The organism is Salinibaculum sp. SYNS191, assembly GCF_037338445.1.
GTDB classification, from domain to species: Archaea; Halobacteriota; Halobacteria; order Halobacteriales; family Haloarculaceae; genus Salinibaculum; species Salinibaculum marinum.
The window spans coordinates 3,851,826-3,877,625 of the sequence record NZ_CP147838.1; the positions used below are offsets into that span (position 1 = coordinate 3,851,826).

The following is a 25,800-nucleotide window of genomic DNA, read 5'->3' on the forward strand; positions in this document are numbered from 1 at the left end:
AGGCTGGTGTGTACATAGTACGGTTGTCCGGCGACAGACGACAGCGACTTTCAGGCGTCAGACTGAGAGAGTATATCGCCGACTCTGCTACGGCTTAACCCAACTGCGTCTGCGAGTTCTTGTTGAGTCATGTCCTCGGTGTTCTGGTAGAGTTCGCGGAGCATTTCGTCGCGTTTCTGTCGGCGGGCGTCCTCGGCGGCTTCTTCGGCGGCTTCTTGGACGGTAGAGGCTTCGACGTAGCCTTTGCCGTCGTCACCTTCGCCACGGAGTCGTTTGCGTTTCTCACGGGTCAGGTAGTCGTATGTGGACTGTAGTTCGCCGGGGAGGTCGCCGGGCCACGTCAATGTACCCCAATTGTGGGTTTCTTCGTGCTGTCCGAACGGGTTCCACTTGACGCGAAACATCTGAGCCTCGCCGAGTTCGCGGGCAAGAATCCACATGTCGCACATGCTCCGAATGTCCTTATCCACCATGTGAACGCCGGGAGTCGTGAGAAAGAGGTACTTCTGTTCGACGCGGCCCATGCCAATAATCGAGCGGAGAGCTTCATTGACGGACGACATGGAGCGACGGTTAGACACGTCACCCATAGCCTCGTCAAAGACGAGCGAGGAGCCGACGGGCTGGCTGGTATAGGCGTCGGTCAATTCACGGGCCGAGAGGCTGGCTTTGTCCTCAGTAATGCCGGTGTCTGTGCGGTCGCACGCGGCGGCGAGACGCATAGCGAGCGTGGTCTTACCGGAGCCACGTTCGAGGTTCCAATCAGCGACTAACACGGTGAGGTCACGGTTCTGTGCGACGCGCTTTCGGTACAATTTGCCGAACGGGTTGTCCTCGCCGAGTGTCGGGTAGTCCTCGATCTCCTCGGCGTCGGTCATGGAGTCCTCGGTAGTTGCCATGTCATACCTCCCATTCGTCGCTTTCGTCCTCGGTGATGAGCGGCTTCACGTCGGCGAGAATCTGGTTACAAATGCGGTAGACTTGAACGGAGTTCTGCCGGGGAGTGTATCGCAATTTGCTGTATTTCTCGGGGAGGTCGGCGTCAGAGGGGAGAGCGCCGAGCGAGTCGGCGTATTGAAGAATGGTGTCGTGAGGCCAATGGTCGGGGAGAGAGGTGTCAGCGTCAATGTCGTTCATAATCGGTTCGAGTTCTGAGACGTACAGGCTCACGGCGTAAGCGAGTTCTCGGCGTTCTTGCCTACCTTCGCTGAGGCGTTCGGTTTTGTCGAAGTTGTCCATCACTTTGTGGACGCGCTGACGGGCTTTGTGAATCTCTTTGAGCCGCTGGCGACGGTGGTAGTCGTCGGGGTCGGCGAGGTCAATGTCGGGCACGTCCTCGGCGTCCTCGGGGTCTGGTTCGTGCTGGCTCATAGGGGTTCGACATCCTCCGGGTCGGGCGTGGGTGGTTGGCGGAGTCTCACGTCGTCTATGTCCATGCTTGCGCGTTCGGCGACGGCTTCGCGGTACGCCTCAGTAATAATGTACTCCTCAGGTTCCTCGAAATAACCGTTCCCTCGCTCGTCGTCGCCGACGTAATCGAATGGAGTAGCGCGGTATGGTGGTTGGTAGGGGTTGGGGTTCTCGTAGATCACTACGGCGTCGTGGACGCAATGCTCGGGGAGGTCGAATGAGTCGGCGGGTTCGCTTTCGGTCATTCTGAATCCTCCTTACTCTCTTCTAAGAGTTCGTCCTCAAATTCTACCTCCTCCTCATCCCAATATTTGATAGCATCTGGTTTGGTGGCGTATGCCGCTGCGGGCCGGCCTATTTCCTCAGAACTAGGATGGTAGCCGGACATCTCGTTTGCTTGCCAATCGTACCAATGTGCCTCTAAGTCGAATTGGCTGTCTTCGGGTGCTTCCTCTATTGTGACATATCTAGCGTCTCCGTCGGCGTCTCTCAAGTCATGTGCTGAAATTGTATTTTCTCCCTCAAATTCATCTAAACGGTTATGTTTGACATAATAAACATTAGCCTGTCCTACAGTTGCCTTTCGTATTTCATCAAACCGGTATACCACTCCGTCGGCGTTGTTCAAAACCGTCTGTTTAGAATAACCTGTTACTTCAGCAATATCGCTCGCGGTGGCAAACGGTCGTTCGCCGCTACAAATTGTTCGTATGGCGGTTTCTATCTCCTGCATGGACTTCGGCATTGGTGGCCTATCCATGCACCTACATTAATTTCCGACGTACAAATTATTTTCTATGCTGCGCAAAAAGCTACGTCAAATAAACTTGCTGCAGAACCAAATAACTATAAACTCTCAGCAATAACGTGGAGAGTAAGCGCGACACATCGCTCTCAAAGCGAGAATAAATGAGCCGGGAAAAGCCGGCTACAACCGCTGAAAGTCCATTTAACGGTTGTAGCCCCACCCACAAAGGGTTTGGCTTTTTTCTGGTGTTCGGTGTCGCGTGGCTTCGACCCATGTCCGAACGAAAGGACGCGCCCAACACCGGGCACCGGACTGACGCACCGAGCGGACAATTAGAGCCACTTGCACCGAGCGAGGGTGTCGAGTTGTATTTTGACACTCGAAAGGCCGAGTTGTCGCAAAAGACGGTCTACAATTACCGAAACCGGCTTGACACGTTTTTGGAGTGGTGTGAGGAGCAGGACATTGACAATCTGAACACGCTCACGGGGCGCGATCTCCACCTCTATCGGAGTTGGCGGACGCGCGACGTGGCAATAATGACGCTAAAGAACGAGTTACGGACGCTCCGGTCGTTTTTGGAGTTCGCGGCGAGCATTGACGCGGTGGAGCCGGGCCTGCGCGAGCAGGTACTCATTCCTGAGACGAGCGACGAGGAGGAGTCAAAGGACGTATACATTGAGGTGGAGCGGGCGGAGCGTATTCTCGACTACCTGAATCGGTTCAAATACGCAAGTCGAGAACACGTCGTTTTCGGCATCCTGTGGCACACGGGTGTTCGGCTAAGGACGCTCCGGGCGCTTGACGTGGACGACTTCGACACCGGGGAGCCGTGCCTTGAGGTTCGACACCGGCCGGAGTCGGAGACGCCGCTCAAGAACGCTGAGAAAGCGGAGCGGAGTATTCACGTCGGCGAGCATTACCGGGCCGTCATTTCGGACTACATAGACCACAACCGCAACGACGTGACGGACGACTACGGACGGGAGCCGCTACTTACCTCGGAGCAGGGTCGCCCCACTGAGGGGACTGTTCGGACGTGGGTCTACCGGCTGACGCAACCGTGTACCTACGGCGAGTGTCCCCACGACAAAGAGCCGGAGTCGTGCGAGTACCGTAATTACGACTCGCTCTCGGAGTGTCCGTCGAGTCTATCGCCTCACCCTATTCGGCGTGGTAGCATCACGGCCGCTCTCCGCGAGGGCACGCCCCAAGAGGTCGTGTCTGACAGAATGAACGTGTCGGCCGACATTCTGGACAAACACTACGACGAGCGGAGCGAGCGCGAGAAAATGCGTGTTCGGCGCGAGTTGTGGGAGGGGCCGTAGACATGACTCAATGTGGCAAGGGAGTTTATGTTGCCCCCAATACAACAGAATGGAGGAGCCGTGTTCACCTATTCAATAGTTTCGGCCGGCGGGACTCGCTATCGCTTGAAACCCGGCGAGTCCACTCACATCCGTTCGTTCTCTCGCCGACTTCTCGCTCGCTCTGCTCGCGAGAACCCCGGCGAGTCCATCACGCGTTTTCTCCCTCCTCACTCGACCAGACGACAGTGAATTAGTTGTCGAGACTCGCCGTCTACTGAGGGTCGTCCGTCGACACGAAGGGACTTTGCCCCTCACTACACCGCGGGCAACACCAGAAATCGAACCACCCACAGTGTCCCCATTCCGACGGCCATCGTGGCGAAGACGTTCTCCGTCCGCCAGGCCACCCCCGCGGCGAGCGCGCCGGCGGCGAGCCTGTCGACTTCCGGACCCGCGCCACCGGCGTCGAGTGCGACGAACGACGGCAGGACGAGCGCGGCGAGAACTGCTGCCGGGACGTACCGCAGTGCTCGCTCCAGCCGGGGCGGGATGTCCTCGAAGTAGCCGAACAGCGCGATGAAGGAGACGCGAATCACGTACGTGAGGACGCCGATGAGGCCGATGACGGCCCACAGCGCCGGGTCGGCGTAGCTAGTGGGCATCGCTCGCGTCCACCTCCATGCGCGTCTCGGCTGCGAGGCCGGCGACGATGCCGACGGTGGCCCCGACGAGCAGTCCGAGGTTCAGCGGGAGCCCGGTCCCGACGACGGCGACGGTTCCGCCGACGAGTCCGGCGACGATCGTCGGCCCGTCCTCCATCGCCGGCACGAGCAGGGCGAGAAAGACCAGCGGGACGGCAAATTCGAGCCCCAGCGACTCTGGTATGCCTGCCTGGGCCACCGCACCAGCCACAGTCGTTATCTGCCAGACGACCCAGAGCGCGCTCGCAGCACCGAGGTAGTAGGCGACCCGGTCGACGCCGTCCGCCGAGCGATAGCGCGATATCGAGAGCGCGTAAGCCTGGTCGGTCAGCAGGTACGCCAGGCTGGCCTTCGTCCGCGCGGCGAAGGACTGGAAGTACGGCGCAATCGACGCCGAGTACATCAACATTCGGAGGTTGATGACGACTGCGGTGACGACGACGACCGACAGCGGCGCCCCCTGGTCCAGAAGCTCCAGGACGGCGAGTTGCGATGCCCCGGCGAAGACGACGACAGACATCCCGACGGCCTGCACCAGCGAGAGGCCTGCGTCCATCGCTGCAATCCCGGCGACGATGCCGAAGGGCGCGACACCGAGCAGCAGGGGTGCCATGTCACGAACCCCGCGGCGGAAGGAACCAGCGTCCATGTCCACAGTCTCGTCGTGCCCCGGTTTACAGGTACCCATCTGCACCCGGCGGGCAGACGCCGGGACCCACCCGCTACCGGCCGAGAAACGCCCGAATCTCGTCGTGGAGTTCCTCTAGCGTGTGGCGGTCGTCGACGTGGATACCGGACGGCCCATCCTCGTCCTCCGGGAGCGGCGTGATGGCGGCCGATTCGACTTCGTGCCACTCGCCGTCGCGATAGGCGAGCGCGTAGAGACGGCCGTCAGCCGCGAGGGCGACGCCGCGTGCCGTCTCACCGTCTCCCGCCACCGCGTCGAAGATAGGGAAGACGCCGTCGATGGATCCGAACTCGGTGAAGCGGTCCACCTCGTCCCGTCGGAGCGGGCGCGACGGGAGCGAACCGACTGGTGCGTCCATGTATCCCCGCTGGGACCGCCACTGCGTAAGCGTTGTCACCGGCCACCCGGTTTATTCAGATGGTCGGAGGGTCGGCAAGTCGCCGCGGGCGCCCCTCTCTATTCGGCGGCTGACCCCTGTCCTGCCGTTTCCCCGTCGGTTGTCACGTTGTCCTGCCCGCCGGTCGTGTCGTTCTCCGGGATAGTGACCAGTGCGTCGTCGACCGCGACGTACGGCAGGTCCTCGGTCCCGTTGGTCGTCACGAAGTCGAAGGTCTGGTTGCCGTTCGTGTCGCGGTGTGCGAGCGCGACGAGGGTAACCGTCCGGTTGCCGTCGGTGGCCTGCCCGTCGGAGACGTTCGCCGTCAGGTTGCCCTCCTCATCGCCCAGTGGGAGCGGCGTCGGAAGGGTCACCGTCACGTTCGTCTGGGGCCCGGGTTCGAGGTACTCCGAGGCGGCGAGAATGCCGCCGGTCTCGTTATAGATGGCGACGAAACCGCCGTCGGAGAGGTTCGCGGACGCGACCGTGACGTTGGAGTCGAGCAGCGTCTGGTTGTCGAACTGGAGTGTGGTGTTTGCCGTCGCCGGGCCGTCGGTGGCGTTGTCGCCGGTTTCGTTGGCGAGTTGCCGGGGCGACTCCACCGGCCCGGTCGCCGCGACTGTTCCTACCAACAGTGTCAGCGCGACGACTGCCACTGCGAGTCCGGATACTGATAACTGTCTCATCTCACCGAAGAGCCCGCCGCTGCGCCCTTGGTTATAGATACGGTATCCCGCGGTAATCCTGCGTTGGTACTCCCCATCCACCCCCGGTTGGTGGCCGGGTGGTCACAGATAGCGAGCGACGGTCGACGGATACACTCCCTCGTTCACCGGACAGTCACGCGTCGCGGTTGCCGCCGGACCCTGTCTGTCCCGCGTGACGATGTCGTCGCCCTGTCTCCACCTCTCGTGGAGCGCGCGAGCGGGCGACGTCGCTGTTCTCGCGCTCGCTGGTGCCGGACAGGGAGACGCCGGTCGAGCCGACCAGCAGGAGCAGCGCCTCTGCGGAGCTCCCGTCCCCGCTCGCCACCTGTTCGACGGCAATCCAGACCACAAGCGAGATGGTCGCGAGCGCGAGCGCGTACTTCACGCCGGAGATGAGCTGTACGTTGCGGATGTAGCCGGCGATGAACGACGAGATAATCGCCTGGAGCGTCACCGCGTGGAAGAACAGCATCGACATCAGTTCCGGATCGATTGAGCCGCCACCGCCGCCGCCGAGCGCGCCGCCGGTCGGGGCACCGCTGCCACCCGACAGGCTCAGCCCGCCGATGACCTCGATGAACTGGACCCGGAGCAGCGCCATCACTCCCAGCAGCGTCAGGTAGGTCATGATGATGATGACAGTCTGCATCCGGGTGCGCGACTTGCGCTCGCGGTCGATGTCGTCCTGGTTCTCGGAGGACTGCGCGGCCGTCGACAGCACGTCCTGAATCTGGCTCGACGTCTCCTGGGCCTCGCTGATGAGCTTCACCGTGCGAGCCAGCCGGGGGATGTGGTACTTGTTGTTGAACTCCCGGAGCGCACCCTTCAGGTTCGTGCCGTATTTCACCTTCGCGTGCATCGTCTCGAACTCGTCGGCCAGCCGTCCGGATGAGGTCTCGGAGACCATGCGAACGGACTCCAGCAGCGTCATGCCCGTGTCGTTGGCGCTGGCGAGCTTCCGGAGGTTCTCCGAGAGATTCGTGAGCACGCCACGCCGCGAGCGGACGTTCCACTCGTAGAAGATGCCCAGCGGGAGCAGATTCAGGTACAGCGGCAGGTACACCCAGATGACCGTCCCGTAGATGACGTTCCGTTTCAGGTAATCCAGCGTCAGCAGGTCCGGATTGGTCGCAATCGCACCGATCATCGCCAGCACGGTGAGCGGGACGGTCACGACCAGCACCATCCGCGGGTGGTCACGGAAGAACAGGTGGGGTGCCCGGAGAATCTCCATCAGCTCGTGGGTCCCCTCGCGGCGCTTGATACGGTCGAAGACGCTGTATTCGCCGGTGTAGCGCTCGACGAGTCCCGGATTGAAGACGCCGATGCCCTCGTTGACCATGAACTCCTGGTCGTTGTCGGGCCGGAGGTAGCCGTCGCCGAGTTCGTCCTGCGTCACCGTCGAGACCAGCACGAGGAAGCCGACGCCGATGAGCGGAATCAGGCCGTAGACCGTGCCGTACAGCAGGTTCTTCTGGCTCCCCGAGCCCATCAGGCTCATGATGACCAGGATGATGATGAGCAGGAGCGGAAACAGCGACAGCGTCATGTACATCTCGCCGAACAGCTCCAGCGTGTCCAGCAGCTTCTCCTGCTCCTGTTTGGCCGTCCGCATGTGCTTGTCCTTCTGGTCCTCCAGGAAGTCCGTCATGTCCCCCCCGGAGTTGATGATGGAGAGCATGTCGGTCAGGAACTGCGAGAGTTCGTCGCTGGGCGTCTCCAGCGCCTGGTTCCGTATCGACGTCCGGTAGTCCGTATCGAAGTACTCGGTCTCTAAGACGATGGACTGGAACTCCTTTGCCACCTCGCCGTACGTGTCGTCGCCCTGTGCCATCGCCTGGAGGATTTCGAGCTGGTTCATCCCGCCGACCGACAGCGCGTACATGAAAGAGATGGAGTCAGACAGAAGCGTGTTGATCTCCCGTTCGCGGGCGTTGGCCCGCAGATAGGGGATGGAGACGAGCGAGCCAAAGCCGATTGCGAACCCGATGGAGCCAAAGACCAGTCCGGCAAAGAGGATGACCGCCGGCGTCTTCAGCGCGACGACGGCGTCGGGCAGCTCGAAGGGGAGAATCGAGGGGACGCCGAACAGCTGGACGGCGAGGTACCCGGCGAACACGCCGAGGGCCCACAGCGCCAGGCCGGCGATAGCGCCGACGCCCAGCGCCCGCGAGAGGAACAGTTCGACGTTGTCGGCCATCCGGGCCTGTGCGAGTTTCTTCTGGACGCTGGCGACGAACGAACTGTCGTCGCCGTAGAGCCACTTGAACAGCGGGTAGAAGGTGTCTCCCAGGGGTGAGCGGGCACCGCCGCCGAACTCCCCCTCGGTGCGGGTGTCGAGGCTCATTCCTCGTCGTCCTCCGACCCAGCCTTGGGAACGAACTGGCCGAAGTCGATGGCCTCCTCCTCAGTGCCGGTGCCGGAGTCGTCCTGGAGCCCGGACAGCGCCGACGCGATGTCAGAGGACTCCATCTCGCGGTAGCGTTCGAGCAGCGGCCCGGCGTTCTCCAGAATCTCGCTGGTCTCGTCGAGGACCGCGTCCGACGCCTCCGGGCGCGGGACCAGTTCCTCCTTCTCGGGTTCGATGTCTATCTGGACCGACTCCATCTCGCGGAGGTCCTCCAGCGAGCGGGCCAGCGAGTCGTTGGCGATGATGGTGAGAATCGTGTCGGGGTCGTTGATGAATGCCTGGATGGTCGCCGCCACCTCGGTGTAGGTGTTCAGCCCCTCCTGGATGAGATACGAGAGCACGACCTTGCGCTTGAACAGTTCCTCGTCCAGCCGCTCCTGTGCCCAGCCGCGGTCGAACTTGATCTCTTCGAGCGTCGACGACGACCCCATCTGGATGTAGTTGTCCGTCTCCGCGCGCCACTCGTAGACGTCGCGGACGTTTATCTCGTCGTTCTCCGGCGAGTACTCGTTTATCTCGGTCAGGACCTTCGTCCGGCGGACCTTCTGGCCGCCCACCCGGGTCTGGGTCTGGATGGAGACGAGGTCGAGCGCCGTGAACAGCGTCTTGGAGACGTTGATGGGGTCGGTCGTGAACCGCTTGATGACCTCGCCCACGGAGTCGGCGTGGAACGTCGTGTAGGTGGTGTGCCCGGTCGACATGACCTGGAACAGGGTCCGGCCTTCCTCGCCACGAATCTCACCCATCACGATGTAGTCCGGGCGCTGCCGGAGCGCGGCCTCCAGCAGGTCGAACTCGTCGACGTCGCCGGTGTCGTCCTTGCCGAACGAGGGCCGGGTGACGCTGGCGACCCAGTTGCGCTGGGGCAGTTCGACCTCGCGGGTGTCCTCGATGGAGACGATTTTCGCGTTCGAGGGGATGAAAAGCGAGACGGCGTTGAGGCTGGTCGTCTTCCCGGACGCAGTACCACCGGCGAAGATGAGCGACTTGTGGTTCTCGATGCACAGCCAGAGGAAGGCCATCTCGTCCAGGTTGAACGTGTTCCAGTTGACGAGGTCGACGGGGGTGAACGGGACGTCCTTGAACTGGCGGATTGTGTAGTTGGTCCCGTGGTCCGACACTTCCCGGCCGAGCGTGAGCTGGGCACGCGAGCCGTCGGGCAGGGTGGCGTCGACCTGGGGCTGGCGCTTGGAGATGCCCTTGCCCGAGCGCTGGGCGAGTTTGACCACGAAGTCGTCCAGGCTCGTCTCGCCGTGTTCGATGTTCGAGATAATCTGCTCGTAGTCGGTGTGGTAGACGAACACGCGGGAGTTGTACCCGTCACAGGAGATGTCCTCGACGTTGATGTCGTGTTTGACGGCGTCTATCTTCGCGTAGCCGATGAAGTTGCGCTTGAGGATGTAGAGTATCTTGTCGACCTGGTACTCCGAGAGCGTCTCGCCGTCCTCTTCGAGCAGAACGGGTTCGGGACGGACGGAGATGCCGTCGAGCCCCGTCTCCTCGACGTCCACGGGGCCGGACTCCTCGCTCATCCCCAGGATGCCCTTCATCTGGCCGATGAAGCTCTCGTCGCCGTTGGTCGTCGGTGCTCTCGACGGCCCCTCGTAGAGCCCGTACCGCTTGAGCAGTCGCTCGGCCTCGCGCTGGATGACCTCTGCACGGTCGGCCTCGCTGCCCTGGACGATGACGTCGTCCTCGGAGTACTTGATGGCCGTCTTGAGCTTGCCGGACAGGAAGTCCTGAAGCTCCGCCTCGATGCTGTTCATGTACGGCTCGACGACGTAGTACTTCCGCTCGTTCTCCTTGCGCGAGTGGAAGATGACGACGCAGGCGTAGGGCTTGTTGACCCAGTAGCGGTTCTCCTCGACGAAGTGTGTCTTCTTCTCCAGCGGCACCGCCTTCTCCAGGTCGTAGCGGTTGACGACCGTCGTGTGCCCCTCGCGCGTAGAGAAGAAGTCGTCCTCGTCCAGGTCCTCCGCGACGTCGACGGTCCGCTCGTCGACCAGCGACGCCAGGTCACTGGCCAGCGACTCGCCCTGGCTCAGGCGTTCGTCCACCTCCGCCGGGTCGAACCGGAGGTACTGTTCCGGTTCGAACGGTTCCTGGCGGCCCTCGCTGTCGCGGGGTACGGAGCCGTCGGCAGCGTAGTAGTACTCGCGTTTGAAGTGCTCCCAGGTGTACTCCCCCTTGACCGTGGGAGTGGTCCCCGGGTCGCAGTACTCCTCGAAGGGCTCCCGCAGCGTCTTGGCCGCGCTGGCCCCCGCCTCCAGTTTCCGCGGCAGGTCCCGCGGCTCGAACCCGAGGTACTCGCCGCGGTCGAACTCTCCCCCGTCGTGCTCCTCGCGACGGAAGTCGCTCCAGGAGTACGACCCGACTGCAACCGAGTCCTCGCCGCCCACGTCCACCCCTGACGTGGCCTGCTCGTCCCCGCCCCCTGTGTCATCGATTGCCATTACGCATCATCTACCCCTTAGAGTGAAAAAACTTTACGTCACGGGGAAACGCAGCGGCGGCGTCCGTCCGCTGCCGATAAGCACACCTTACCCCTCAGAATGACAGAACGAACCCGTCAGCTGATGAACTGTTCGATGCGGGCCATCGCCTCTTTCAGTTCGGCCAGTCCCGTCGCGTACGAGACGCGGAGGTGCCCGTCGCCGCCCTCACCGAAGGCAGACCCGGGGACGACGGCGACGCCCTGCTCCTGCAGGAGCGCCTCGGCGAACTCGTCGGCGTCGTCCCACGGGCACTCGGGGAAGGCGTAGAACGCGCCCGCGGCGGGGAAACACTCCAGCCCCATCTCCTCGAACCGCGAGAGGACGAAGTTGCGCCGCCGGTCGTACTGGGCGACCATGCTCTGGACCTCGTCGTCGCAGGTCTCCAGCGCCTCCAGAGCCGCGTACTGGGCGGTGGTCGGGGCAGAGAGCATCGTGTACTGGTGGATGCGGTTCATCGCCGTCGTCGCCTCGGCGGGGGCCATCGCGTAGCCCAGTCGCATCCCGGTCATCGCGTAGGCCTTCGAGAAGCCGTTGAAGACGACAGTCCGCTCGCGCATGCCCGGCAGCGTGGCGATGGAGGTGTGTTCGTGTTCGTAGGTAAGGTCCGCGTAGATTTCGTCGGAGAACACCGTCAGGTCGTGTTCGCGGGCGAACTCCGCTATCGGCTCCAGTTCCTCACCCGTCATCGTCGCCCCCGTCGGGTTGTTGGGGTAACACATCACCAGCACGTCCGCCTCCTCGGCACCGGTCTCCTGCAGGCGCTCGTAGGTGAGTTTGAACTCGTCCTCGGCGCGGGTCGGGACAGACAGCACCTCCCCACCAGCGAAGATGACGCCGGGGACGTAGGAGACGTAACAGGGTTCGGCGACGGCGACCGTGTCGCCGGGGTCGACCAGCGCCCGGTAGGCGAGGTCGATGCCCTCGCTCGCGCCCGCCGTGACCAGAATCTCGTCGTCCGGGTCGTAGTCGAGGTCGTAGCGCTCCGCGACGTGGCCGGAGATGGCCTGTCGGAGGTCCTTGCGGCCGCGATTTGCCGTGTAGGAGGTCTTGCCCTGCTCCAGCGACGCGATGGCCGCCTCGCGGGCCGCCCACGGCGCCGAGAAGTCCGGTTCACCGACCCCCAGGGAGATGATGTCGTCCATCTCCTCGGCCAGTTCGAAGAACCGGCGGATACCCGACGGCGGGACCTGTTCGACGCGGTCGGCGATGTCGAACGTCATGGGGAGATAGACAGGCGGTCGTCGTCGTCGCCGCCGCCGAAGACGATGCCGTTCTCCTTGTACGACTCCATGACGTAGTGGGTGACCGTCTGCGTAATCTCGGGGACGGGAGCGACCTTCTCGCTGATGAAGTGGGAGACCTTGCTCATCGACTCGCCCTCGACCTCCATCATGAAGTCGTAGTCGCCGCTGACGAGATGTAGCGACTCGACCATCGGGAACTTCGCGATACGCTCGGCCACGTCGTTGTAGCTGGTCTCGCGGTCGAGTTTCACGTTGAGTTCCACGACCGCACGGACGCGCTCGCGGTCGAGTTCGTCCCAGTCGACGACGGCGCGGTATCCCCGGAGGGCGCCCGACGCTTCGAGGTCTGCGATGACCTCCTCGACTTCTGCGGCGTCGCTGCCGGTCTGACGGGCGATATCCTCGACGGTGAAGCGGGCGTTCTCCCGGAGCAGGTCGAGCACGTCGTCGCGAGTACTCATACTCATAGGCCACCGGACCAGCGACATAAGAATTGCTACCGCGGGCGGACCGTCTCTGCACCCTTTATAAACGACGGCTCCGAATCCCTCGCACATGCGTCAGGACCTCCCCGACTCCGGCTGGTCGCTCGTCGCCGAGCAGGACGAAGCGGCAAAGCTCATCGAAGCGCTCGTCGACCTCGACGGGACCCAGGAGTACACCCGCTCTGAACTCGCAGACGCCGCGAACATCGCTCTCAAGACGCTCTACCTCGACGACACGATTGGCGACCTCGTGGACGCGGGGATGCTCGAACGCGTCGACGACGAGGGCGAGGACACTGAGGCCAGGTTCGTCCTGAACGAGGGCAGCGACGCGCTGGCCGCGGCCCGGAAGTTCGACCGCGCGCTGGCAGAGAGCCTCGACGTCGAGGCCGAGTGAGCGTCCGAACGGCCGTTCCGTGACACATTAGTCGGTCCGCGGGCTTCCTCGTGATACTGTGGTCCCGTTTCGTGACACCCAGGGCGCGCTCGTCGTCGGTCTCGTCGGCGGCTCCCACGTCGTCAACCACATGTACTTCATGCTGTTGCCGCCAGTGACGACGGCGCTCGCGACGGACCTGGACGTCGGCGTCGCCCAGATCGGGCTGGCCGTCGGCCTGCTCGGGTTCGTGGTGACGGCCCTGCAACTCCCCTTTGGACACCTCTCCGACACGAAGGGGCGCACGCCGATGCTCGCCATCTCACTCGGGTTCGGTGCCGTCGGTGCCATCATGACCGCGACGGCGGAGAGCTACGCGACGCTGCTCGCCGCCCAGGTGGTCCTCGGCGTCGGCGTCGCCGGACACCACCCCGCGCACTACCCGCTGCTGTCGTCGGCCACCGACCCCGGGACGCGCGGCAGAGCGTTCAGCGTCCACGGCTTCACCGGGGCGCTCGGGTTCGCCGCGCCGCCCGCTATCGTCGCCGCCGTCGTCACGCTGGGTGGCGACTGGCGGACCGCGCTCGGGGCCATCGCCGCCATCGGCACCGTCTACGCCGTCGTCTGCGTGACGACGTTCCGGCGCTACGTCGACGACGAGATTACCGCCCCGAGCGACACGAGCCGCGCCGACGAACCGTGGACGGTGGCCCGCGTCCGCGAACTCCCCGGGCGGGCAACAGCGAGTCTGCGGGAGATGCTGTCGGACTCGGGCATCGTCCTGCTGACGGTACTCTGGCTCGTCACCTCGATGGCCGCCTGGGGCATCAAGACCCAGACGCTCCCGCTGCTGACGGGCGTCTACAGCTTCGAGGAGGCCACCGCGAACGTGCTCGTCTCCGCGATGTTCGTCGTCGGTGCCGTCCTGATGTTCGGCGGCGGCTGGCTCACCGACCGGTACTCGCCGGCGGCGGTACTCGTGGCCGGCTACCTCGCGCTGGTCGCCGTCACCGGCGCGCTCGCCTCGGGGATGGTCCCGTACGTCCTTGCCGGCGGGCTGGTGCTCGTGCTCGCGGCGACCATCGACTACAGCCGCCCGGCGCGTGCGACGCTGGCGGACCAGTTCTCGCAGTCGGACAACATCGGGAAGAACTTCGGGCTCGTCACCATCGGCATCTCCGGCGGCGCGGCCGTCGCCCCGCCGGTGCTCGGCTACGTCTCCGACACCATGGGAACCGCCTCGTCGTTCGCGGCGATGGCCGGCCTGGGACTGCTCTCGCTCGCGATGACGGCCGTCGTGCTCAGGGCCGCCGGCGGGGGGTCCGTCGCGCGACCACAGCCCGGTGACGACTGAGCCGGCGAGACGCCGGACAGGCGGAACTACCGGACGTTCTGTCAGGCGTCTCCGACCACGGGACCGCGGGATTCGGACCAGTCGACGCCAGCCAGGAACTCCCGGAGAGCGTCGGTGACAAAGTCGGGGTTGTCCAGGTTCGAGGCGTGGCCCCCGCCGGGCACCTCCCTGACGGTAGCGTCGGGGAGTGTCGACGCCAGTCGCGAGACGTGCAGGCGGATGAACGACGCTTCGTTCGCGCCGTAGAGTACCAGCGACGGGACCGCGACGGTGGAGAGGTCGACGTCGACGTCCTCGTAGGCGGCGAGAGCCCGAACCACCTTGTCGAACTCGTCGGTCGCCATCCGCGGCCCCTCGGCACGGATGCGCTCGATGGACCCGTAGTTGCCGCTGACGCCGCGGTCGAACCGTTCCTGGACCGCGACCATGGCGCGCTCGACCCACTCGTAGCCGACGAGTCGGACGAGGGGGACGAGACGCACCAACAGCCGGCGCTGGAGGCGTTCGCCCCGACTGAGCGGCTCCGGACCGAACGTATCGGCCAGGACGAGCCCGGCGAGTCGGTCGGGGTGCCGGGCGGCGTACACCTGTGCGATAGCGCCTCCGAGCGAGAGCCCGCAGACGACCGGCCGCTCGACGCCCAGCGCCTCACAGAGTCCGCGGAGGTCGTCGGCGAACAACTCTACCGAGTAGGCGTCTCTATCGGAACCGCCCGTCCGGCCGTGACCGCGCAGGTCGTAAGATATCGTCGTGTACTCGTCGGCGAGCGCCGCCGCCTGTGGTGCCCACTGGGTGTGGTCGACGATTGCCCCGTGGACGAAGACGACCGGCGGGCCGCTGCCACGGGACTCGTAGTAGGTAGCGAGGTCGTCGGTCTGGACGGTCGGCATATCGGAGCTACGGCCGCGAGGGAGTTAAACGAAAACCGACCCGGGCAGGTCGAGGACTGACCCGGGCAGGTGCTTGCCGCGGGCCGAAGGCGTTAGGCCGTGGGAGGCGAACGGACGGGTATGGTCGCAGCAGACTCCGTGGAAGTACTCGAGCGCGACGACGAGGCACCGGACTTCGAACTCCCAGGGACGGACGGCGAGACGTACTCGCTGTCGGACTTCGCCGACAACGAGGCCGTCCTGGTCGTGTTCACCTGCAACCACTGCCCGTACGCGCAGGCGAAGTTCGACGAACTGAACGCGCTGGCAGCGGAGTACGACGACGTCGCCGTCGTGGGTATCAGCTCCAACGACCCCGAGGAGTACCCCGAGGACTCCTTCGAGAAGATGCAGGAGTACGTCGCGGACGGGACCGTCCAGTACGACGCGTACCTGTTCGACGAGAGCCAGGAGGTCGCCGCCGCCTACGGCGCGACGTGCACGCCTGACCCGTTCCTGTTCGCGCGCGAGGACGGGACGTTCCGGCTGGTCTACCACGGACGGCTGGACGACGCGCTGAACCCCGAGGAGGAACCGACCGAGCGGGAGATGAAAGAGCACATCGACAGTGTGCTCGCCGGCGAGTCCGTCGACGAGGAGTTCCGCCCCTCGCGGGGCTGTTCGATAAAGTGGAAGGACGGCAACGAACCGGAGTACTGGAACTGAGCGGGTGAGCGGGCGGCGTGCGTCGCTGTCGCTCCTGAGCGCGAATACGGTATGAATGGTAGCGCGGTACCCAACCAGACCTGGACTGGAGACGTTTTCCCCACCTCCATTACAGCCCTTCTGACAACCGCTGGAATCTCACCGGCGTGCCGTCAGTTTCTCACCGGCCGATTGCTCGACCAGCGGTACTTGGCCTTCATGTGCCCCCTCCGGAAGGGACACACTCGGTGTGGTGTGGTTCTCCTTCGGACCGGCCGCTTATGATTTTACGGGCCGTTCCCAGCCTGCCGCTTCCCGCAATTGCGGTCTTCGGCAGACCGTCCAGTTGGCCCGGATGGGTTTCCGCGCACTCTCAGGTAGGGCGGGGTAGATATTAAACCTTATTGAAATTTGTTTGGTAGTAACAACCACGATATCGCGGCGAGCACCGGACACAGTTTTCCCGGACGCACTCCCAGGCCCGCGTATGGACCTCCAGTCACGTTTCGGGAGCGCGTCGCCGGTGGTCGGAATGGTACACCTGCCGGCGCTGCCCGGAGCGCCGCAGTTCGGCGGCAGTCGCGAGCACATCCACGACCGCGCACTGGGAGATGCGACCACTCTGGCCGACGGGGGGGTCGACGCGGTCCTGGTCGAGAACTTCGGCGACGCGCCGTTCTACCCGGAGACGGTACCGGACCACGTCGTCGCGGAGATGACCGCCGCCACCGGGGCGGTGGGCGACGCAGTCGACTGCCCCCACGGTGTCAACGTCCTCCGGAACGACGCCGGGGCCGCGCTCTCGGTGGCCGCCGCCAGCGGCGGGGCGTTCGTCCGGGTCAACGTCCACACCGGCACCCGGGTGACGGACCAGGGTGTCCTCGACGGGCAGGCCCACGAAACCCTCAGACAGAGGGAGCGAATCGACGCCGACGTCGCGATTCTCGCCGACGTGGCGGTCAAACACTCCGCGCCGATAGCCGAGCGCGACGTGGGAGAACTGGCGACAGAGACCATCGACCGCGGACTCGCCGACGGACTGGTCGTCTCCGGGCCGGCGACCGGCGCACGCACCGAGACAGACGAACTCCGGACCGTCCTCGACGCCCGTGACGACGTCGACGCCGACGTCCCCGTCCTCGTCGGCAGCGGCGTCACGCCCGAGAACGCGGCCGACCTGCTGGCCCTCGCTGACGGACTCATCGTCGGCACGGCGCTGAAGGAAGGCGGCGCGACCAGAGAGCCGGTCGACCCCGAGCGCGTCGAGCGCCTCGTGGCGGCCGCCGGCGAGCGGTGACGCCTGGGCACTCACGTTAATGGGCCGAGGTGCGTAGGCGGGCGCATGACGGCCGGGTACATCGACGGCACGGTCGCATCGCTGGCGGAGCAACTGGGTCCCGACCGGGACGACGTCCTCCGGGAGATGGACCGCCGCGCCGACGAGGAGGGGTTCCCGACGGTCGGCCCCGCTGTCGGCGGGTGGCTGGCCCTGCTCGCCCGCCTCGTCGACGCCCGCCGCGTCTTCGAGTTCGGTTCCGGCTTCGGCTACTCCGCGTACTGGTTCGCGCGTGCGCTCCCCGAGGACGGCGAAGTCGTGCTCACGGAGGTCGACGCCGACGAACTGGCCGACGCTCGCGAGTACTTCGAGCGCGGCGGTCTGGCCGACCGCGCAAGCTTCGAACACGGCGACGCCATCGACACCGTCGAGCGCTACGACGGCCCCTTCGACGTAGTGCTCGTCGACAACGAGAAACCGCGCTACCGGGAGGCGTTCGAGGCGGTCCGGGAGAAGGTCAGCCCCGGCGGTGTCGTCGTCGCGGACAACGCCATCACTGCCGGCATCGTCGACAGCGAGGACGTGCTGGGGCTACTCCGGGGCGAGGAACGTCCCGACGCGGCCTCGGGCAGCAGGGGCATCGCCGACTATCTCTCCCACGTCCGCGGGCAGGATGACTGCGAGACGGCCCTGTTGCCGCTCGGGGAGGGCGTCGCGGTGACCGTCGTCGAGTGAGCGACTGAACCCACAAAGGGGAGCGTCGTAGAGTTCTCGATTGTAAAAATCGGGGGCGATGAGTTATATGCGTCCGCTGGCAACCCACCGCCAGTAGCCAGTTCCATTCATGAGCCTGATGATCGATATCCGGAAGCTCGGGTTGTTCAACAAGATGGCGAAGGAGGGCGGCAACACGGTCGCGAGCCACCTGAGCCAGATGACCGGGATGGAGACGGAGATGGAGATAACGAAGATAAACTTCATCGACATCCCGGACATCAAGACCCACGTCGGCCACCAGAAGCAAATCGGCATCAGCATCGAGATGCTGGAACCGCCCCACGGGCACATCCTCTTTCTGTTCAACGCCGCGAGCGCGAAGGAACTCGCCCACGGCATGATCGGCGACATGGGCGACACGGACCCCTCCGAGACCGGCTTCACCGACATGGAACGGTCCGCCATCCAGGAGATCGGCAACATCATGACCTCCGGATTCATTGACGGGTGGGCCAACGTGCTCAACACGACCATCGACATGTCGACGCCGTCGTTCACGTACGGCCCCGGCAGCGGGATGGTCGACGACCTGGTCGGCGGCCGCAACGACGAGATGGCGCTGATGTTCGACTCCCGCGTCCACGCGCTGGAGTCCGACATCAACGTCAAGGTCTACACCTTCCCGGAACTCGAAGAACTGGTCGGGCTGATGCAGGAAATCGAAGTCTGACGCGTTCACCCGGTTGATGAACTGAAAACGAGTTCTCGATTTATCCGCGTTTCCGACCGTATATGTGAGTCCAGGCCTACCACGGGACATGGAGCTACTGGAAGACAGCATCGTCCCCGAGGAGGTCAGGGCGGTCAAGGCGGAAGCACGGGAGTTCGCACAGGAGCACATCGCGCCAGCGGCGGCGGAGTACTACGCGTCGGGCGAGTACCCCTGGGAGATACTGGAGGCCGGGATGGAGGCCGGCCTGGTCGCACAGGACGTCCCCGAGGAGTACGGCGGGCGCGGGCTCTCGCTGGCTGAGGTGCTGGCAATCGCCGAGGAGTTCTACCGGGCCGACGCCGGCATCGCGCTGACGCTCCAACTGGCGAGTTTCGGGGCCGAAATCGTCTACGAGCACGGGAGCGAGGAGCAAATCGAGGAGTACGTCCGCCCCGTCGCCGAGAACGACCAGATAACCGGGCTGGCGGTCTCGGAGCCGGAGACCGGCAGCGACCTCGCCGGGATGGCAACCACCGCCGAGAAAGACGGTGACGAGTACGTGCTCAACGGCGAGAAGTACTGGATCGGCAACGGCGTCGAGGCCGACTGGGTGACGGTCTACGCGAAGACCGGCGACGACGAGAACAACCGCTACGGCAACTACTCGATGTTCATCGTCCCCACGGACACCGAGGGCTACGACGCCGAGCACATCCCCGAGAAGATGGGGTTCCGGGCCTCGAAGCAGGCCCACATCGTCTTCGACGACTGCCGCGTTCCCGCGGAGAACCTCGTCGGGGCCGAGGGAGCGGGGTTCTACATGCTCGCCGAGTTCTTCAACCACGGCCGCGTCATCGTGGCCGGTCACGGGCTGGGGCTTGCAGCTGCGGCCATCGAGGAGGCGTCGGCGTTCGTCCACGACCGCGAGGCGTTCGGGCGCTCCGTCGACGAGTTCCAGGCGGTTCAACACGACCTCGCTGAGATGCGCATGGAGTTCGAGGCCTCGCGGGCGCTGACCTGGCGGGCGGCAGAGAAGGTCGCCGACCAGGACTATCCGGGCTACTGGGCGGCGCTGGCGAAGGCCGACGCCACCGAGTCCGCGGTGTTCTGTGCCGAGCGCGGGATGCAACTCCACGGCGGCCGGTCGGTGCTGACGGAGAACCGCATCGCCCGCGTCTACCGCGACGTGCGCATCCCGGTCATCTACGAGGGGGCAAACGCCGTCCAGCGCAACCTCATCTACAACCAGGCACCGCGGTAGGCCTGCTCCGTCTCCCGTCTCAGGGCGTCAGCGGCCCGTACGTCGTATCGAGGTGCTCGATAATCCAGTCGACGGTCGACCTGTCGTAGGTCCAGAACCCGTAGAACTTGCGGGGTTCGCGCTCCTCCGCCAGCAGAGCACAGGTCGCCCACTCGTCGTCGCCGCCGTCGAAGGCGACGAACCAGGAGTTCTCTATCTCCCGTGCGCGTTCGAGGTGCAGCGTGACTCCGTCGTGCTCGGGCGGGTCCTCGTCGGGGACGGCGTAGGCGTGGACGTCGACGTCCGTCGAGGCCAGACGCTCGTAGATGGGGAGTTCGTTCCGGAGCGTCGACACGTACTGGAACCCGGCGTGGAGCCGGCCGGTGCCGACGCGGAACGCGCGGTCCTCTATCTCCCGCGACGCCGCGACCATCCGTTCGGTGTCCCAGGAGGTGAACATCGTCTCGTCCAGGTGGTCGAGCAGCGGCTGGTACGGCCGCTCCTCGAAGTCCAGCGTCGCTTCCTCGGCCAGCAGCGCCCGGAGTTCTTCCAGTCCCGTGGCCGTCACGACGTCGCCGTCTTCGCTCAGCGTGACGAACTCGCCGGGTCTGCCGCTCGCGGTCCGCTCGCTCGTCACCTCGATGTTCCGGTCGGCGAAGGCCGCGCGGAACTCGTCGACGACCGACGCCTCGGCGTTGAAGACCGTCAGTGTCTTCTCGTGGTCCTCGACGCCGCCGATGAGTTCCGACAGGGACATAGTACAGGTGTCCGAAGGCTCCCCACGGGGTTAGATGTTCCGCCGGCATCAGGAATCTGCACCCGAAAAGTGGACGTCTGTCCACTTTCACTCCTCGATACTGTTCCTATCTTTGCCAACTGGTAACGATAATCATTATTCATCGTGATAAGTCTTTAGTCGGGACCTCACCTCAGTTCAATTACGGCACCCCAGGCGGGGCCGAGGACCTACACATGACCAACGACACACTGATGTGGCGTATAGCCGGTGGCTCCGGCGACGGCATCGACTCGACCAGCCAGAACTTCGCCAAGGCGCTGATGCGCGCCGGGCTGGACGTGTTCACGCACCGCCACTACCCGTCCCGAATCCGGGGCGGTCATACGTACGTCGAAGTACGGGCATCCGACGAACCGGTACGGTCGCGCGGCGACGGCTTCAACTTCCTGCTGGCGCTTGGCGACAGCTTCGCCAGGAACCCCCAGGAGGGAGCCTACTACGGCAACGAGGAGCTGAAACCGCTGACCGAGAACCTCGACGACCTCAACGAGGGCGGCGTCATCGTCTACGACACCGGGCAGATAGAGGACGACGAACTCGCCGAGGTCGACCTGGAAGCGCGCGCCGAGGAGAACGACTGGCACGTCTACCCGATGAACCTGCGGGAGATAGCGCGCGAACACGGCAGCGACGTGATGCGCAACACCGCAGGCGTCGGTGCGACCGCCGCGTTGCTGGACATGGACCCCGGCCACTTCGAGGACCTGATGCGCGACACGATGAGCGGCGACATTCTCGACGCGAACATCGAGATTCTCGAAGCCGCCTACGACCGGGTCGAGGAATTCGACGAGAGCCACGATCTCCGGGTCCCGACGGGCACCCACGACGGCGAGCAGGCGCTGATGACCGGCAGCAACGCCATCGCGTACGGCGCGCTGGACGCCGGCTGTCGGTTCATCTCGGGCTACCCGATGACACCGTGGACCGACGTGTTCACCATCATGTCCCAGAACCTGCCCGAGTTCGGCGGCATCTCCGAGCAGGTCGAGGACGAAATCGCGGCGGCCGCGCTCGCGCTGGGCGCGTCCCACGCCGGCGTGAAGGCGATGTCGGGCTCCTCCGGCGGCGGCTTCGCGCTGATGAGCGAACCGCTCGGCCTGGCGGAGATGACCGAGACGCCCATCGTCCTCGTCGAGGCAATGCGGGCCGGTCCGTCGACCGGCATGCCGACGAAGCCGGAACAGGGCGACCTGGACTTCGTCCTCTACACGAGCCAGGGCGACTCCAACCGCGTCGTCTTCGCGCCGGCCAACGTCGAGGAGGCCTACGAGCAGACCCGCGCGGCGTTCGAACTCGCCTACGACTACCAGCTCCCGGCCATCGTCATCTACGACCAGAAGCTCGGCGGGGAGATGCGCAACGTCTCGACGGACCTGTTCGACCGCGAACCGGCACCGGACCTCGGCGCGACGCTGACCGAGGAGGAGATTGCGGAGGCCGCCCACCACGAGTCGGGCAAGTTCGAGCGGTTCCGACACGACCCCGAGAACGGCGTCAGCCCGCGGTCGATTCCCGGCCAGAAGGGCGGGCGCTTCCTCGCGACCGGCAACGAGCACAACAAGGTCGGGCACATCAGCGAGGACCCGGACAACCGCGTGGCACAGATGAGCCGCCGCGCCCGGAAGCTCACCAGCATCCGGGAGGAACTCGACGCCAAGGACTCCTCACACCAGACCTACCAGGGTCCCGAGGACGCCGACTACGGCATCCTGACGTGGGGCAGCCAGCAGGACACGGTGTTCGAGGCCGTCGACCGCCTCAACGAGAAGGGCGTCTCCGTGAAGGCGCTGGGCGTCAGCGACATGATGCCCTACCCCGAAGCGGAGGTCACCGAGTTCTTGGAGAGCGTCGAGGAGTGCGTCGTCGTCGAAATGAACGCGACGGGCCAGTTCCGCGGGCTGACCCAGCGCGAACTGGGCAGGTTCGGACCCAAGATGTCCAGCCTCCTGAAGTTCGACGGCGAACCGTTCGAGCCCCACGAAATCGTCGAGGGGGTCGAATCGAGCATCGACGGCGGTCAGCCCGCCCCACACAACGTGAAGTACGTCCCAGCGGCAGGTGACTGACAATGAGCGCATTCTCAGCAATCGGAGAGGACAGAGAGACAGACAGAGAGGAGTTCACACCGGGAATAGAGCCGCAGGCGACGTGGTGTCCGGGCTGTGGCGACTTCGGCGTCCTGAAGGCGCTGAAACAGGCCATGCCCGAAGTGGGTCGGACGCCCGACGAGACGCTGCTCGTGACGGGTATCGGCTGTTCGGGCAAGCTCAACAGCTACTTCGACTGTTACGGCTACCACTCGATTCACGGCCGCTCGCTCCCCATCGCGCGGGCAGCGAAGTTGGCTAATCCGGGACTGGAAGTCATCGCCGCCGGCGGTGACGGCGACGGGTACGGCATCGGTGGCAACCACTTCATGCACACCGCCCGCGAGAACCACGACATCACCTACATCGTCTTCAACAACGAGATCTTCGGGCTGACGAAGGGCCAGACCTCACCCACCAGCCCGAAGGGCCACAAGTCGAAGACGCAACCCCACGGCAGCGCCAAGGACCCGGTGCGACCGCTCACCCTCTCGCTGGCGTCGGGGTCGTCGTACGTCGCGCGGACCGCCGCGGTCAATCCGCGGCAGGCGAAGGAGATTCTGCAGGAAGCGATCGAACACGACGGGTTCGCACACGTCGACTTCCTCACCCAGTGTCCCACCTGGAACAAGGACGCCAAGGAGTACGTCCCCTACACCGACATCCAGGACGACGACGAGTTCGACTTCGACACCGGCGACCGGATGGAAGCCGCGGAGATGATGTACGAGGCCGAGTCGCGACTCTGGGAGGGCGAGGTGCTGACCGGCCGCTTCTACCACGACGCCGACCGGCCGTCCTACGGCGCGGAGAAGCGCAGCGTCGGCGAGATGCCCGAGGACCCGCTCGCGGAGCGGTACTTCGACGACGACGCCCAGTGGGAACGGACCGCGGACGAACTCATCGACCGGCACACGTAGGCCGAACGACCCCCGTCGCCGGTAAGCCGACACTACACGGGTGTCGTCGGCCGGTTCCGGTGCGACGGCGGGAGTTTTTCGGTTCGGAAGATATTTTTTCTCCGGAGCAAAACATAGCCCTATGAGCGCCGAGTCCACGGAGCAGCGGATTCTGTCGGTCCTGGAGGACGACGCCCAGGCGTCGTACGCCGAGATCGCAGAACGCGCAGGAGTGTCGAAACCGACGGTCAGAAAGTACATCCAGCGCCTCGAAGAGGAGGGCGTCATCGTCGGTTACTCTGCGGACGTGGACCCGAAGAAACTGTCCGGGCAGTCCATCGCCATCGTGGGGGTCGACGTCGAGAGCGAACGCTACGTCGAGGTGACGCGGGCGCTGAAGGACCTCGAATCCATCGAGGCGCTGTACACCTCCAGCGGCGACCACATGCTGATGGCCGAAATCCGCGCCAGTGACGGGGACGCACTCGGCGACGTCATCAACGAACACATCGCGTCGCTGGACGGCGTCAGCGCCGCGCACCCGTCCTTCCTCCAGGAACGACTCAAGTGACAGCGGGACCCCTCCCGGACCGGCGAAGCCTGACCTTTTTAGACGGTACGTCACGGAGGAACCAACATGACTGACCGGCTGGTCCTGGGGAACGGGTCGCTGGGCTCGCGGCTCGTCAGGTCGCTGCTGGACCGGCCCGGCCGACTCCTGCTCGTCACGCCCGACGAGAACCGGGCGGACGTCTACGACGAGGACGTCACCGTCCACGTCGGTGACCCGACCGACAGGGAGACCCTGCAGGACCTGGCCCCCGTGGACGTCGTCATCGTCGCCGACGAGGACCCGACGGTGAACGTCGCCGCCGCCCGCGCCGCCCGCGAGGCGTTCCCCGACGCGCACCTCCTCGCCTACACCGGGTTCGACGCGACGCCGCAGAAAGCGACGCTCGAAACAGTCGCGGACACTATCGTCGACCCCGCGGCGACGCTCACCGACCACCTGCTCTCGCGGGTCAGCGACAGCGGACTCAAGGTCCGCCAGCTCGCCCGCGTCCTCCGCAGCATCGACCGCCTGGCCATCGTCACCCACGACAACCCCGACCCGGACGCCATCGCCAGCGCCGTCGCACTCGGCCGTATCGCCGAGCAGACCGACTGCACCGTCGACCTCTGCTACTACGGCGACATCACCCACCAGGAGAACCGGGCGTTCGTGAACCTGCTCGAGTTCGACCTCCGGAACCTGGAGCCGGACTCGCTTCTGGAGGCCTACGACGGGTTCGCGCTGGTCGACCACTCACGGCCGGGCGTCAACGACGGGCTGCCGGAAGACCTGCCCATCGACGTCGTCATCGACCACCATCCGCCGCGTGCGCCCGTCGAGGCGCGGTTCGTCGACCTCCGGAGCGGGGTGGGCGCGACGAGCACGCTGCTCGTGGACTACCTGGAGCGACTCGGGATACAGATGTCCGAGGACGTGGCGACGGGGCTGCTGTTCGGCATCCGGGTCGACACGCGGGAGTTCACCCGCGAGGTGTCCGCAGCCGACTTCGAGGCGGCGGCGCGGCTGTTGCCGGCAGCGGACCTCGGACTGCTGGAGCGCATCGAGTCGCCGAGCATCAGCGCCGAGACGTTCGACACCATCGGGAGCGCAATCCGGAACCGTCGCCAGGAGGGGCCGGTACTGCTGAGTTGCGTCGGCCGTATGCGCGACCGGGACTCGCTGGCCCAGGCCGCCGACCGCCTGCTCATGATGGAGGGCGTCTCGGCGACGCTCGTGTACGGCATCCAGGAGGGGACGATATACGTCTCGGGGCGCGCCCAGGGGATGGACGTGGACCTGGGCGAGGTGCTGCGCGACGCCTTTGGCCGCATCGGGAGCGCGGGCGGCCACGCCGACATGGCGGGGGCCCAGATAACCATGGGCGTCCTGGAGTCGGTCGAGGACCGCGACGAATCGCTCAGGGAGATCGTGGAGGCGGTCATCGCGGACCGGTTCCTCGAAGCCCTGGACGCCCAGACGGGCCAGACTGTCGCGCCGGTGTACGTGCCGGACGAGAGCGCCGACGAGTACCTCGTCGCCGAGGAGGAGCTGCCGGGTCGCGAGCCGGACGAGGCCGCAGCGGCCGACGAACCGTAGCCGGGAGGCTTTTGTCGCCGTCGCCCGTTCGCTAGGGACG

26 protein-coding genes are annotated in these 25,800 nt (G+C 65.0%); 12 read left to right on the plus strand and 14 right to left on the minus strand.

Annotation, left to right across the window (positions count from 1 at the left end; genetic code table 11):
• Nucleotides 1-50 precede the first annotated feature (50 nt).
• The 4 genes from WDJ57_RS19955 to WDJ57_RS19970 are packed head-to-tail and all read right to left on the minus strand — an operon-like array spanning nucleotide 51 to nucleotide 2,170.
• Nucleotides 51-899, minus strand: coding sequence for a hypothetical protein (locus WDJ57_RS19955; RefSeq protein ID WP_338902768.1), 849 nt, complete (start codon nucleotides 897-899; stop codon nucleotides 51-53).
• Between the two features lies 1 nt (nucleotide 900).
• Nucleotides 901-1,371, minus strand: coding sequence for a hypothetical protein (locus WDJ57_RS19960; protein WP_338902769.1), 471 nt, complete (start codon nucleotides 1,369-1,371; stop codon nucleotides 901-903).
• The gene (locus WDJ57_RS19965; RefSeq protein WP_338902770.1) at nucleotides 1,368-1,655 is read right to left on the minus strand and encodes a hypothetical protein; all 288 of its coding nucleotides are present in this window, start codon (nucleotides 1,653-1,655) and stop codon (nucleotides 1,368-1,370) included. The genes WDJ57_RS19960 and WDJ57_RS19965 overlap by 4 nt, the downstream gene beginning before the upstream one ends.
• Nucleotides 1,652-2,170, minus strand: a complete 519-nt coding sequence (locus WDJ57_RS19970; RefSeq protein WP_338902771.1) for a hypothetical protein — start codon at nucleotides 2,168-2,170, stop codon at nucleotides 1,652-1,654. Before WDJ57_RS19970 ends, WDJ57_RS19965 begins: the two co-directional genes overlap by 4 nt.
• A 260-nt stretch (nucleotides 2,171-2,430) precedes the next feature.
• Between WDJ57_RS19970 and WDJ57_RS19975 the strand changes: the two genes are divergently transcribed.
• Nucleotides 2,431-3,486 carry a tyrosine-type recombinase/integrase gene (locus WDJ57_RS19975; RefSeq protein ID WP_338902772.1) on the plus strand — a complete coding sequence of 352 codons (1,056 nt, stop codon included), beginning with the start codon at nucleotides 2,431-2,433 and terminating at the stop codon, nucleotides 3,484-3,486.
• A 296-nt stretch (nucleotides 3,487-3,782) separates the two neighbouring features.
• On the opposite strand, the gene WDJ57_RS19980 is transcribed toward WDJ57_RS19975, so the two are convergent.
• The 8 genes from WDJ57_RS19980 to WDJ57_RS20015 form a co-directional block, all read right to left on the minus strand.
• Nucleotides 3,783-4,130, minus strand: coding sequence for an AzlD domain-containing protein (locus WDJ57_RS19980; RefSeq protein WP_338902773.1), 348 nt, complete (start codon nucleotides 4,128-4,130; stop codon nucleotides 3,783-3,785).
• Nucleotides 4,120-4,818: an AzlC family ABC transporter permease gene (locus tag WDJ57_RS19985; protein ID WP_338902774.1), complete on the minus strand. Its 699-nt coding sequence runs from the start codon at nucleotides 4,816-4,818 to the stop codon at nucleotides 4,120-4,122. Before WDJ57_RS19985 ends, WDJ57_RS19980 begins: the two co-directional genes overlap by 11 nt.
• Nucleotides 4,819-4,891: 73 nt before the next feature.
• Entirely contained in the window at nucleotides 4,892-5,215 is a 324-nt protein-coding gene (locus tag WDJ57_RS19990) for a hypothetical protein (protein ID WP_338902775.1), read from the minus strand.
• 98 nt (nucleotides 5,216-5,313) lie between these two features.
• Complete coding sequence (locus WDJ57_RS19995; RefSeq protein ID WP_338902776.1) at nucleotides 5,314-5,889, minus strand: DUF7282 domain-containing protein; 576 nt, start codon at nucleotides 5,887-5,889, stop codon at nucleotides 5,314-5,316.
• 184 nt (nucleotides 5,890-6,073) lie between these two features.
• On the minus strand, nucleotides 6,074-8,287 hold the full coding sequence (locus tag WDJ57_RS20000) for a type II secretion system F family protein (protein WP_338902777.1): 2,214 nt from the start codon (nucleotides 8,285-8,287) through the stop codon (nucleotides 6,074-6,076).
• Nucleotides 8,284-10,803: a type II/IV secretion system ATPase subunit gene (locus WDJ57_RS20005; protein ID WP_338902778.1), complete on the minus strand. Its 2,520-nt coding sequence runs from the start codon at nucleotides 10,801-10,803 to the stop codon at nucleotides 8,284-8,286. The genes WDJ57_RS20000 and WDJ57_RS20005 overlap by 4 nt, the downstream gene beginning before the upstream one ends.
• Before the next feature lie 116 nt (nucleotides 10,804-10,919).
• Complete coding sequence (locus WDJ57_RS20010; RefSeq protein ID WP_338902780.1) at nucleotides 10,920-12,065, minus strand: pyridoxal phosphate-dependent aminotransferase; 1,146 nt, start codon at nucleotides 12,063-12,065, stop codon at nucleotides 10,920-10,922.
• Complete coding sequence (locus tag WDJ57_RS20015) at nucleotides 12,062-12,550, minus strand: Lrp/AsnC family transcriptional regulator (protein WP_338902781.1); 489 nt, start codon at nucleotides 12,548-12,550, stop codon at nucleotides 12,062-12,064. Before WDJ57_RS20015 ends, WDJ57_RS20010 begins: the two co-directional genes overlap by 4 nt.
• Nucleotides 12,551-12,644: 94 nt before the next feature.
• Here WDJ57_RS20015 and WDJ57_RS20020 point away from each other — a divergent pair, with 94 nt between their 5' ends.
• Entirely contained in the window at nucleotides 12,645-12,971 is a 327-nt protein-coding gene (locus tag WDJ57_RS20020; RefSeq protein ID WP_338902782.1) for a hypothetical protein, read from the plus strand.
• 58 nt (nucleotides 12,972-13,029) lie between these two features.
• Complete coding sequence (locus WDJ57_RS20025; RefSeq protein ID WP_338902784.1) at nucleotides 13,030-14,304, plus strand: MFS transporter; 1,275 nt, start codon at nucleotides 13,030-13,032, stop codon at nucleotides 14,302-14,304.
• 41 nt (nucleotides 14,305-14,345) lie between these two features.
• On the opposite strand, the gene WDJ57_RS20030 is transcribed toward WDJ57_RS20025, so the two are convergent.
• Nucleotides 14,346-15,194, minus strand: a complete 849-nt coding sequence (locus WDJ57_RS20030; RefSeq protein ID WP_338902786.1) for an alpha/beta fold hydrolase — start codon at nucleotides 15,192-15,194, stop codon at nucleotides 14,346-14,348.
• A gap of 120 nt (nucleotides 15,195-15,314) precedes the next feature.
• On the opposite strand from WDJ57_RS20030, the gene WDJ57_RS20035 reads away from it, so the two are divergent.
• From WDJ57_RS20035 to WDJ57_RS20055, 5 genes are all read left to right on the plus strand, one after another.
• Entirely contained in the window at nucleotides 15,315-15,899 is a 585-nt protein-coding gene (locus WDJ57_RS20035; RefSeq protein ID WP_338902788.1) for a thioredoxin family protein, read from the plus strand.
• A 466-nt stretch (nucleotides 15,900-16,365) separates the two neighbouring features.
• Complete coding sequence (locus WDJ57_RS20040) at nucleotides 16,366-17,175, plus strand: BtpA/SgcQ family protein (protein WP_338902790.1); 810 nt, start codon at nucleotides 16,366-16,368, stop codon at nucleotides 17,173-17,175.
• Between the two features lie 45 nt (nucleotides 17,176-17,220).
• Entirely contained in the window at nucleotides 17,221-17,889 is a 669-nt protein-coding gene (locus WDJ57_RS20045) for an O-methyltransferase (RefSeq protein WP_338902791.1), read from the plus strand.
• A 109-nt stretch (nucleotides 17,890-17,998) separates the two neighbouring features.
• Nucleotides 17,999-18,601 carry a chemotaxis protein CheC gene (locus WDJ57_RS20050; protein ID WP_338902792.1) on the plus strand — a complete coding sequence of 201 codons (603 nt, stop codon included), beginning with the start codon at nucleotides 17,999-18,001 and terminating at the stop codon, nucleotides 18,599-18,601.
• Between the two features lie 88 nt (nucleotides 18,602-18,689).
• The gene (locus WDJ57_RS20055; protein ID WP_338902793.1) at nucleotides 18,690-19,844 is read left to right on the plus strand and encodes an acyl-CoA dehydrogenase family protein; all 1,155 of its coding nucleotides are present in this window, start codon (nucleotides 18,690-18,692) and stop codon (nucleotides 19,842-19,844) included.
• A gap of 19 nt (nucleotides 19,845-19,863) precedes the next feature.
• Here the strand turns inward: WDJ57_RS20055 and WDJ57_RS20060 are convergent, their stop codons facing one another.
• A complete protein-coding gene (locus WDJ57_RS20060; RefSeq protein ID WP_338902795.1) occupies nucleotides 19,864-20,580 on the minus strand; it encodes a DICT sensory domain-containing protein in 717 nt (238 codons plus the stop codon).
• A gap of 215 nt (nucleotides 20,581-20,795) precedes the next feature.
• On the opposite strand from WDJ57_RS20060, the gene WDJ57_RS20065 reads away from it, so the two are divergent.
• The 4 genes from WDJ57_RS20065 to WDJ57_RS20080 all read left to right on the plus strand — a co-directional run bounded on the left by WDJ57_RS20065 (nucleotide 20,796) and on the right by WDJ57_RS20080 (nucleotide 25,760).
• Nucleotides 20,796-22,691 (plus strand): 2-oxoacid:acceptor oxidoreductase subunit alpha, encoded by a 1,896-nt coding sequence (locus tag WDJ57_RS20065; protein ID WP_338902797.1) that lies wholly within the window; start codon nucleotides 20,796-20,798, stop codon nucleotides 22,689-22,691.
• A 2-nt stretch (nucleotides 22,692-22,693) separates the two neighbouring features.
• Nucleotides 22,694-23,632: a thiamine pyrophosphate-dependent enzyme gene (locus tag WDJ57_RS20070; protein WP_338902799.1), complete on the plus strand. Its 939-nt coding sequence runs from the start codon at nucleotides 22,694-22,696 to the stop codon at nucleotides 23,630-23,632.
• Nucleotides 23,633-23,753: 121 nt separating this feature from the next.
• On the plus strand, nucleotides 23,754-24,182 hold the full coding sequence (lrpA1, locus tag WDJ57_RS20075; protein WP_338902800.1) for an HTH-type transcriptional regulator LrpA1: 429 nt from the start codon (nucleotides 23,754-23,756) through the stop codon (nucleotides 24,180-24,182).
• Between the two features lie 66 nt (nucleotides 24,183-24,248).
• Nucleotides 24,249-25,760 (plus strand): DHH family phosphoesterase, encoded by a 1,512-nt coding sequence (locus WDJ57_RS20080; RefSeq protein WP_338902801.1) that lies wholly within the window; start codon nucleotides 24,249-24,251, stop codon nucleotides 25,758-25,760.
• Nucleotides 25,761-25,800: the final 40 nt, after the last annotated feature.